Annotated in this window: 11 protein-coding genes; 5 read left to right on the top strand and 6 right to left on the bottom strand. The window is 39.7% G+C overall.

Annotated elements, in window-relative coordinates; genetic code table 11:
* Window positions 1-3 precede the first annotated feature (3 nt).
* From KJK34_RS15180 to KJK34_RS01570, 4 genes are all read right to left on the bottom strand, one after another.
* Window positions 4-951, bottom strand: coding sequence for a DUF3667 domain-containing protein (locus tag KJK34_RS15180; protein WP_236937558.1), 948 nt, complete (start codon window positions 949-951; stop codon window positions 4-6).
* 196 nt (window positions 952-1,147) lie between these two features.
* Window positions 1,148-1,633 carry a hypothetical protein gene (locus KJK34_RS01560; RefSeq protein WP_223052085.1) on the bottom strand — a complete coding sequence of 162 codons (486 nt, stop codon included), beginning with the start codon at window positions 1,631-1,633 and terminating at the stop codon, window positions 1,148-1,150.
* A 17-nt stretch (window positions 1,634-1,650) separates the two neighbouring features.
* Window positions 1,651-2,424 carry a dienelactone hydrolase family protein gene (locus tag KJK34_RS01565; protein WP_223052086.1) on the bottom strand — a complete coding sequence of 258 codons (774 nt, stop codon included), beginning with the start codon at window positions 2,422-2,424 and terminating at the stop codon, window positions 1,651-1,653.
* A gap of 92 nt (window positions 2,425-2,516) precedes the next feature.
* Complete coding sequence (locus KJK34_RS01570; RefSeq protein ID WP_223052087.1) at window positions 2,517-3,065, bottom strand: type 1 glutamine amidotransferase domain-containing protein; 549 nt, start codon at window positions 3,063-3,065, stop codon at window positions 2,517-2,519.
* Between the two features lie 149 nt (window positions 3,066-3,214).
* On the opposite strand from KJK34_RS01570, the gene KJK34_RS01575 reads away from it, so the two are divergent.
* Entirely contained in the window at window positions 3,215-3,907 is a 693-nt protein-coding gene (locus KJK34_RS01575; protein WP_223052088.1) for a DUF421 domain-containing protein, read from the top strand.
* A gap of 54 nt (window positions 3,908-3,961) precedes the next feature.
* On the opposite strand, the gene KJK34_RS01580 is transcribed toward KJK34_RS01575, so the two are convergent.
* The gene (locus KJK34_RS01580) at window positions 3,962-5,233 is read right to left on the bottom strand and encodes a hypothetical protein (protein ID WP_223052089.1); all 1,272 of its coding nucleotides are present in this window, start codon (window positions 5,231-5,233) and stop codon (window positions 3,962-3,964) included.
* A gap of 140 nt (window positions 5,234-5,373) precedes the next feature.
* On the opposite strand from KJK34_RS01580, the gene KJK34_RS01585 reads away from it, so the two are divergent.
* The 3 genes from KJK34_RS01585 (at window position 5,374) to KJK34_RS01595 (ending at window position 6,869) form a co-directional block, all read left to right on the top strand.
* Window positions 5,374-5,874: a GNAT family N-acetyltransferase gene (locus tag KJK34_RS01585; protein ID WP_223052090.1), complete on the top strand. Its 501-nt coding sequence runs from the start codon at window positions 5,374-5,376 to the stop codon at window positions 5,872-5,874.
* A 92-nt stretch (window positions 5,875-5,966) separates the two neighbouring features.
* Window positions 5,967-6,338, top strand: a complete 372-nt coding sequence (locus KJK34_RS01590) for a SpoIIAA family protein (RefSeq protein WP_223052091.1) — start codon at window positions 5,967-5,969, stop codon at window positions 6,336-6,338.
* A 21-nt stretch (window positions 6,339-6,359) separates the two neighbouring features.
* A complete protein-coding gene (locus tag KJK34_RS01595) occupies window positions 6,360-6,869 on the top strand; it encodes a pyridoxamine 5'-phosphate oxidase family protein (RefSeq protein WP_223052092.1) in 510 nt (169 codons plus the stop codon).
* A gap of 79 nt (window positions 6,870-6,948) precedes the next feature.
* Here the strand turns inward: KJK34_RS01595 and KJK34_RS01600 are convergent, their stop codons facing one another.
* Window positions 6,949-7,947 (bottom strand): YihY/virulence factor BrkB family protein, encoded by a 999-nt coding sequence (locus tag KJK34_RS01600; protein WP_223052093.1) that lies wholly within the window; start codon window positions 7,945-7,947, stop codon window positions 6,949-6,951.
* 232 nt (window positions 7,948-8,179) lie between these two features.
* Here KJK34_RS01600 and KJK34_RS01605 point away from each other — a divergent pair, with 232 nt between their 5' ends.
* A complete protein-coding gene (locus KJK34_RS01605) occupies window positions 8,180-9,472 on the top strand; it encodes an NAD(P)/FAD-dependent oxidoreductase (protein ID WP_223052094.1) in 1,293 nt (430 codons plus the stop codon).
* Window positions 9,473-9,518: the final 46 nt, after the last annotated feature.

A 9,518-nucleotide genomic window follows, 5' to 3' on the forward strand; every position in this document is an offset into this window, starting at 1 on the left:
AGTTTAGATTTTATATGAGGCATACATTGCCGCGATTATAAATAATGCAAGAAAAAATATCGTATTTATCAATAAAAGTAAAAAACTTTTTAATAAAGATATCCCAATTTTCTCTTTATAAAAATTATATCTTGACTTAAACAGATAAAAGATGGCATAGATAATATTTAAAAAATATAAAATGATTGTAATGGCATCTACAATATCATCTGTTAATACAATACTCAATATAAATAAAAATATCTCCAGCAATGTTACTGATAGTAGAAGAAATGAATAAAAATGTAGTGTAAATATACCGTGGTCAAAAAAATACCATCTTGTTTTACCATGAAATACCCATAGCCAAAATGCAAAAATGGGGAGATAAATAAACAGTACTTTCGGTAACAGGGGTACAAATTCCTTTACAAAGCCTTTTTTACTACTATCAATTTCTCCAAGCTGCCGTCCCTTTTCTAACTGTTTTTTTTCGAACCAAAGCTCAAAAGCATTAAACTTTTCATCTTCAGGAAGTGTTTTATGTACCGAGTCGAGCTGCTGAGGAGTATATATCTTTTTATTGTTTATAGTAAGGTGATACCTTTCTTCGGTATTGGCTTCAGTATTATCCTGTGATAAATCGGGCCCTTCATCATCTATAGAACTAACAGCAATAAAAAAGGTAACAAAACTTATAAAAATATACAGTTTAACCGGCGGTACAAACTTTTGCCTTTTTCCCGACAGATATTCTTTTGTAAGCCTGCCGGGGTAAAACAGCAAATACTTTATTGTTTTCCAGAAAGCGCCGTCATAATGCGTAAAGTCTTCTATAAAATGCGCTACCAGTGCACCAAAGGTTTGCCGGGTTTCTACATTTTTTTGCCCGTATTGCGAGCAGTAGCTTTTATCTACAATATACCCGCAGTTCTCGCAGGTCTTATCATCGCGAAGGCGGCCATGTCCCATTGGTTATATTTCAATTGGTTATCGGCATAAAAATAGGAATTTAATTAAAATGAAAAAGAGGCTGTCTCAAAAGTGTCATTCTGAACGAAGCGATAGCGAAGTGAAGAATCTTAAATAGCTGATTTCAATTAAGATTCCTCGTATCGTCGGAATGACAAAGTGCCGGAAAGTGCATTTTTGAGACAGCGCCTCTAAATTAATTGTCCGCTTTCTCTAAAGGAGGTGGCGGGTTAAATCTGTCAGGATAGTTAACTATTGCATCCATCATAAGATCTCGAAGGATTTCCGGGCCAACTTTAAAAATTGCGATTCTCAATTTTCTATGATATTCTTTATTCTCTTCAAACTCTTTTTCTTCAGCCATTTTAAAAGCATCCCATTCCTGCTGTGCTTCAAAAACACTAAAGAAATCTGTTTGAGCAAGATTCTCTTCAATCCAGACAATCGGATCGGGTTTCAATAAAGACCGTTTATCGCTTTTTAGGTTTGTTTTATGATAGAAGTTTCTGAGCAACCTCATATGCTCTTGATAGATTTCAGAATCTAATCTTTTTAAATAAAGTACTTTCAGTTCATTATAGGTCGCAGTATATAAGCTGTCTTTTACGGTTGTCTCCTGAGCTACCGTAGTATTGACTGATAGCATAAATAATGTCAAAGCAATTAATTGTAGTAATTTCATATATAGTTGGATTTGTTTTACTCCTCAAATGTTTCCTTCAGGAAAAGTAAAAAGTGTTTCCAGCTTCGCCTGTCGGCCTGTTCGTTATATGCAGCGCCTTTGCTGTTATCGTTACCGGCTTCTTTTTCAGTAAAGGCATGAACGGCATTGCCATAGTAAATCATTTGCCAGTCGGCGTTGCCATCGCGCATTTCCTGCTGAAAAGCGAGAATGTCCCCCTGCGGAACATAAGGGTCATCAGCACCGTGCAGAACTAAAACTTTTGTTTTAATCTTCTTATTTTCCCTCGATTTATCTTTGCCAAGCCCCCCATGGAATGATACTACACCACGCACAGCCATCTGAGCGCGAGCCGCTTCAAGCGCACCTGTGCCGCCAAAGCAATAGCCGATAACAACAATATCTTCGGGGTTGGCGCCAAATTTTATAAGCTGCTCCATCGCCAGCTTTATACGCCTTTGGTAATCTTCAGGATGGCTTTTATAATAACCCGACTGTTCACCAGCCTCTTTGGTATCCTTCGGATAGTTGCCCTCGCCATAAATATCTGCTATAAAAGCATAGTAACCTAACCCTGCCAGTTCCTGAGCCACACGCTTAGAGTGGTCGCTTATACCTTTCCAGGCAGGTAAAATAAGTATACCCGGTGTTTGTGGTGTTTTTTTGGCAGGAGCTATTGCAAAGCCGTTAAGCTTTTGGCTGACATCAGTATAGGCTACTGCTTTAAGCTGGGCGTTGGTTTGTAGTGCCATAAAAGTAAATATGATTGCAAATGATATAGGTAGTTTCATAGAATTATAGTTAGAAGATTGAAAGATATAAAAAAGAAAGCTTTCATACAGTGTATAAAAGCTTTCCGTTTCATTTTAATAATAGTTATGTATTAAGCATGCTGCTTTTCGTGCTTACCTTCTTTTATTTCCTCGACCATCTTTTTGTTGAAGGCAGGCAGGTCGTCAGGGTTACGGCTTGTTACAAGCCCCTGGTCTACAACAACTTCTTTGTCTGTCCATTTAGCTCCTGCATTTTCAAGATCTTTCCTTACAGAGTGGTAAGAGGTCATTTCCCTTCCTTCCACAACTTCTGCATTAATCAGTATCTGCGGGCCGTGGCAAATTGCCGCTACAGGCTTTTTAGCTTTAAAAAAGTCCCTTACAAAAGTAAGTGCTTCCTCATTTGTGCGCAGCTGGTCCGGATTAATAACACCACCCGGCAGTACAAGCGCATCATAATCGCTGCTGCTTACTTCGCTAAGTTTTTTATCTACAGTATAGGTTCCGCCCCAGTCTTTGCCTTTCCATGCTTTAATAGAACCGCTTTCAGGGCTTATAATGTGTGCTGTCCAGCCTTGTTCTTCAAGATGTTCTTTTGGCGATTTAAGCTCGCTTTCTTCAAATCCGTTGGTTGCCAGTATTGCTACTTTCTTGCTCATGATTTTACGTTTTTTATGGTTATAGAATTTAACTATTTCAAAGTTAGTCATAGCTCGCTTTAACATGTTCTAATACAGTACTAAAGTTGTGCTAATGTTTGTTAACCCCTTAGCTGATTGTAGTAATTTTAGGATAAAATCTTTTAGCTATGGATGATATATTTGAGTGGAAACGACTGTTGTTTAACGACCTGCCTGTAGCTTTTTTACTGGAAGTACTTTTCAGGACCTGTATAATGTTTATCATAGTACTGCTCACGCTAAAGTTTGCAGGAAAGAGAGGTGTAAAGCAGCTTTCGGTTTTTGAAGTGGTAATCATTATTTCATTAGGTTCTGCTGCGGGTGACCCCATGTTTTATGAAGATGTAGGGCTTATACCGGCACTTACCGTTTTTATAACCGTGCTGCTTATGTATCGTTTAGTAACCTGGATGCTGGGAAAGAGCAAAAGGTTCGAGAACTTTATCGAGGGAAAGGTAAAGTGTATTATAGAAGACGGGCAGTTTTCTTTACAGAGCTTTAAAAAAGAAGACCTTGCGCTTGATGAGTTTTTTGCTGAACTGCGCCTGCGCTCTATAGAACATCTTGGGCAGGTTCGAAATGCATATATAGAAACCAACGGGGCTATAAGCGTTTACTTTTATGAAGATGAAGATGTGAAGTATGGGCTGCCGATACGCCCTCAGCTTTTTGCCATGAAAAGTAAAGATATCCCGAAATCAGGTACCTATGCCTGTACTTTTTGTGCCAATGTGCAACAGCTCGAGCCTGTACACGCTAATTGTACCGTTTGTGGCCGTGAGGAATGGATAGAGGCTATAAAATCGAAGCGGGTAGTATAAAATATAAAAGCACCGCTTAGTGCGATGCTTTTGAACTATCTGTGGGAAGTTATATTAGCCTCTTGTTCTTGAGTTATTAGACTGCCTTACAGGTGCAACACTGCCTCTTGATGAAGAGCCTGAACCTCTTACTGTAGATGTATTGTTACTTCTTGAAGGAGCACTTTGCCTTACGGCGGGTGCACTGCTTCTGGCAGGTGCTGCACTTCTTACAGATGGTTGCCTGCTGCTTTGTGCGGGTGTACTGCGTTGCACAGCATTATTTACCCTTGTAGTGTTCCTGCTGCTTTGCATAACCGGGTTGTTGCTCCTTCCACTTGAAGGGGTGTAGCTTGGCTGCCTTGTTGCAGTACTGCTGCTTCTTGATACTGTAGGCACTGTTGCCCTGCTGTTATTATCATTCTGCACCCTGTTAACACTATTCCTGTTTATGTTAGAACTGCGTACAGTATTATTAGTGTTCGAAGCATTTACAGTCCTGCTGTTGTTGTTCCTGCTGCTGCTCACATTATTTCTTGATGCGCTGCTGTAGCTGTCGCTGTTATAGCTGCTCCTTGAGTTAAGGGCATTTCTTGAGTTTACACTGCTCCTGCTTTGTTCCAGCGCGTAGCGGTTGTTAACCTCTGTACGCCTTGAGAAAGAGTTGTTAGGGTGCATACGCTCATAAGCATTAGCCCTCCTGCTGTTGTGCAGTGCCACAGCACGGCTGCTCCTTCTTGAATTTACGTAATAATAGCTGTTCCTGTTATTAATGTAAACATTTACATGGTTCCTGTACCTGTACACAGGGCACGGCGCCCAGTAATTATAATATACAGGGTAGTAACCCCAGTACCACGGTGAATAATAAGGGCGGTAACTGCTAACCCAGAATATATCGAATATTAATGGCCTTGATACATATACGGGTTCATATATATAGTTAGTACCGTACATATAAACATCGCCCACTACCTGAACCTGTACGTTATTGTGCCTGTCCCTTTCTACCTCAATGGTTGCCACATCCTGAAAGGTATCAATACCTAAAACGGCCTGTAGTATTATAAGGTGGGTGTTGTTTTCAGTAGCTTCAATAACCCTTAAATAATCTACCCTGTTATCCCCGTTAAGGTCAAGGTTGCTTATCTGCATGCTTGGGTCATTAAGCCTTCTTTCAAAATCTTCAAGATCGCGTGACTCACCAAATATCGAAGCAACCGCTTTAAGGTTAAGGTTATCACTTATATCATAGCTATTAGCCCTCACAGTTGTTACGTCCTGTGCAAAAACGTGGCCTGCAAATAAAAAAGCAAACAGGGCTATATGGTTAAAAATCGTTTTCATCTTGTGTAGGTTTATACCACTAAATATTTAGTTTTGTTGTGTAACAGCAAATATCCAATTACTGTGCCAATAATTATTTTGTACTTTTATCAATACAAAAAGAGCCCAAAAATAAGGTACTTTTGCAATAAATAAATTGTATGGAAATCAGAAAAGCAGGCCCTGCAGATACAGCACTTATAAACAGCCTTGCTGCAATGGTATGGGAACCTACCTACCGCGAAATACTTACCAAAGCGCAGCTGGACTATATGTTTGAGATGATGTACAGCCATGCCTCTTTGCAGGAGCAGCTACAGCACAAAGGGCATCAGTTCCTGCTTGCGCAGGAGGGAAGTAGTTTTTATGGTTTTGCATCATACGAATTGAACTGTAAACCCGGCGCTACCAAAATCCATAAACTATATGTTTTACCCGAAAGCCAGGGCAGGGGAGTGGGAGCACTTCTTTTAAAGGCCATTGAACGCGAAGCTGCCGCAGCAGGCAATACGGCTATTACACTTAATGTAAACCGTTTTAATAAGGCATTTCATTTTTATACTAAAACAGGGTTTACAAAAACGGGCGAAGAAGATATACATATAGGCAATGGCTACCTGATGGAAGATTTTATTATGGAGAAGCAATTGCATACTTTATAATAATTTTCTGTAATTATTAAGATACCAATAACATAGCTTCAGGTTTATTAAGGGTAAATTTGGTTTATTACTAATTTTAAATCCTAACAACCATGATTACCCAAATACAGGGGCTGCCGCAAAATATGGTAGGCTTTCGTAGCGAAGGCGAAGTAACCAAAGAAGATTTTGAGCCCGTAAAACTAAAAGTTTCTGAACTGGTAGAACGTACAGGGAAACTTAACTACCTCCTATTCTTAGACAACTCACCTAAAGATTTTACACTCGGTGCCTGGCTTCAGGATGCATTGCTGGGCATACAGAACATTACTAAATGGAACCGTGCCGCTATTGTTTCTGACTCTGATGCTGTAATAAAATTTACTGACGGTTTCAGCAAAGTAATGCCGGGTGAGTTTAAAGGCTTTACAAAAGCAGAATATGATACTGCCGTTAGCTGGGTATCAGGAGAAACAATTGTATAATCAGGAAAACAAAAAAAAGCTATGGGAGATAAAAAAGACTTATTCAGTAACGAAGCCATTAGTAAGATTAAAGAAATGGCAGAAGACATTAAGATGTGCATGTTTTGCACAGAACTTTCGGTAAGGCCAATACCAACAAGGCCAATGACCGTACTGGAAGTAGATGACATGGGCAACCTTTGGTTTATAAGCTCATCTAAAAGCAACAAAAATTTCGAGATTAAGCATGATGATGACGTGCAACTGATATTTGCTAAAAACTCAGATTCACATTATCTGTCAGTTTTCGGAAAAGCGCTTATCTACAAAGATAAGTCGCATGTAGAGGATATATGGACACCTGTTGCAAACACCTGGTTTGAGGAAGGTAAAAATGACCCTGATGTAAGCGTTATAAAAGTAGAGCCTTCGGATGCCTATTACTGGGATACCAAATATGGCAAAATGGTTAGCATGCTGAAAATGGCTGCTGCAGCCGTAACAGGCAAAACAATGGATGATGGCGGAGTAGAAGGAAACCTTAATGTTTAAACATATTTCACTCTAAATAGTAAAAAGCCCTGTAATAAATTTGTTACAGGGCTTTTTCATTTATAAAAGTAATTGACCATTACTTTTCTTCATCGGTGCATTCCTCATCAGGTATATTAGGGTCTGTTAGGCAACTCCTGTTCTGCAGGGGGATAGCATCCACTTTTTTTTCTACTTCTTTTTGTTCCACGTATACTGCATATTCAGAAGGGCGTATCCGTATTCCCACAAAATTGGCGTAAGCCCTTGTGAATTCAGCACCAAAATAAAGTATTGCGGCTGTAAAATATACCCACAGCAAAATTATGATGATAGAGCCTGCAGCACCATAAGGTGAGCCTGCCGCAGTCTTTTCTATATAAAGGCTTATCAGGTAGCGGCCCAGCATAAAAAGGCAGGCAGTAAACAGAGCACCGGCCCTGACGTCTTTCCATGCAATCTCGGCATCAGGCAGTACTTTAAAAATTACTCCGAATAATACCGAGATCACTAAAAAGCTTAGTGCAATACTAATTACCTGCATCAAAACTATGGTAATATCCGGAAAATATTCGTGCAGCATATTTCCCAGCGCAGCAATTACACCATTTACTATAAGTGTAACGATAAGCAAAAAGCCGAGCCCTATGATAATTGAACCCGAGCGCAGCCTGTCTTTTATCAGCTTAAGCCATCCTTTTTTAGGCTTTGCCTTAATCCTCCATATTATATTGATTGAGTCCTGAATTTCCCCAAAAACGGTTGTAGCACCTATTATAAGTGTAATAGCCCCTATAATTACAGATAAAGTAGTTTCACCTGATAATTTAAGATTACTGATTACCTCCTGCACCTGGGCAGCAGCCTTGTCGCCGATAAGCCCGTGTATTTCTGCAAACACGCGGCCTTCTATAGCTTCATTACCCCAAATAGCACCTGCTAAAGATATAATGAGCAATAACATAGGGGCAAGTGAGAAAACAGTATAATATGACAAGGAAGCGCTTAGCTTTAATCCTTTGTCTTCCATAAAGCCGATACCGGCATCTTTAAGTATTGTAAGGGTGTCTTTAAAGAATTTTTTGCTGAATATATACATATTACAGTTATTGGTTAAAGCATAAAAATAATCATACAGCTATGCAAAAACTATAATATTAACAAAATACTAAAACTATTTTACTGGAAAGTTATCTTACAAAATGTGTTTTGCCAAATGTTTGCTAAAATTAAAATGAGTGGTACTGTTACATTGCCTGATATGCTTAAAATACGTAACTTTATATGAGTAAAAAGCCGCTTTTGGCATCACAAAACCAAAAATTATTTCCATGAAAATAGTAATAATAGGAGGGGGCTTTGCAGGCATCAACCTGGCAGAGGGCCTCGCAGGAAATAAAAACTTCAAAGTAACACTTGTAGATAAGAATAATTATAATTTTTTCCCACCATTAATATACCAGGTTGCCACAGCCTATTTAGAGCCATCCAGTATAAGCTATCCTTTCCGAAAGCTTTTCAGGAGCAGGGGCAACGTGCAGTTCAGGTTAGGCGAATTGCTGCGTGTAGATACGGCAGGAAACAAAGCAATACTTCATAACGGCGAGATAGAGTATGATGCCCTCGTTTTTGCAACAGGAGCCGAGACCAATTATTTCGGTATGGAGAATGTGCAGAAAAACTCCATCCCTATGAAAACGCTTAATGATGCTATAGAAATGCGCAACAAGCTGCTTCAGCGTATGGAAAAAGCAGCTATTTGCAACAACAGCCGCGAACGCCGCAAGTACCTTAACATAGTTGTTGCGGGAGGTGGGCCAACCGGTGTTGAGGTATCAGGTATGTTTGCAGAAATGAAAAATGGTATTTTGCGCAAGGAGTATCCTGAATTAAGCACAAGCGCCAGCAACATCTACCTTGTTGATGGCGGCGATGCACTACTGGGGCCTATGAGCAAAAAATCGCAGCAGGATACTTACAACGCTTTAAAGAAATTGGGTGTTATTATAAAGCTGAATACACGGGTAACTGATTTTGATGGTGATACCGTCCATCTTTCGAACGGAGAAACAATTAGCTCTAAAAACCTTATATGGGCTGCCGGGGTTTCTGCTAAGATATTTGACGGATTGCCGAAAGAGAGCTATGGCAGGGGCAGGCGCCTTGCAGTGGATGAATTTAATAAAGTAGCCCATACCAACAATATTTATGCTATTGGCGATACCTGCATTCAGCTATCTGACCCTGAGTGGCCCGATGGGCATCCGCAGGTTGCACAGGTTGCAATACAACAGGGCGAACACCTTGCTATGAATTTTAAGCGCATGATTAAAGGGGAGGCATTAAAACCTTTTGATTATCATGATAAGGGTTCTATGGCTATTATCGGTAAAAATAAAGCAGTAGTTGACCTGCCCAAACCCAAGATGCATTTTAATGGTTTTATAGCATGGCTGATGTGGCTATTTATCCACCTTATGTCACTCATCAGCTACAGGAACAGGATTACTACTTTCTGGAACTGGATGGTAGCCTACTTCTCTAAAGACCAGTCGCTGCGCATGATAATAAGGCCTGACAAAAGGCAAAAGCAAACCGCTGACAAAGAATCAGTTAAAGTATAGCTGTTTCGTTATTACAAATTACTACAACTTTAATTAATTCTCTTAT

The organism is Flavobacterium coralii, from assembly GCF_019891545.1.
GTDB classification, from domain to species: Bacteria; Bacteroidota; Bacteroidia; order Flavobacteriales; family Flavobacteriaceae; genus Flavobacterium; species Flavobacterium coralii.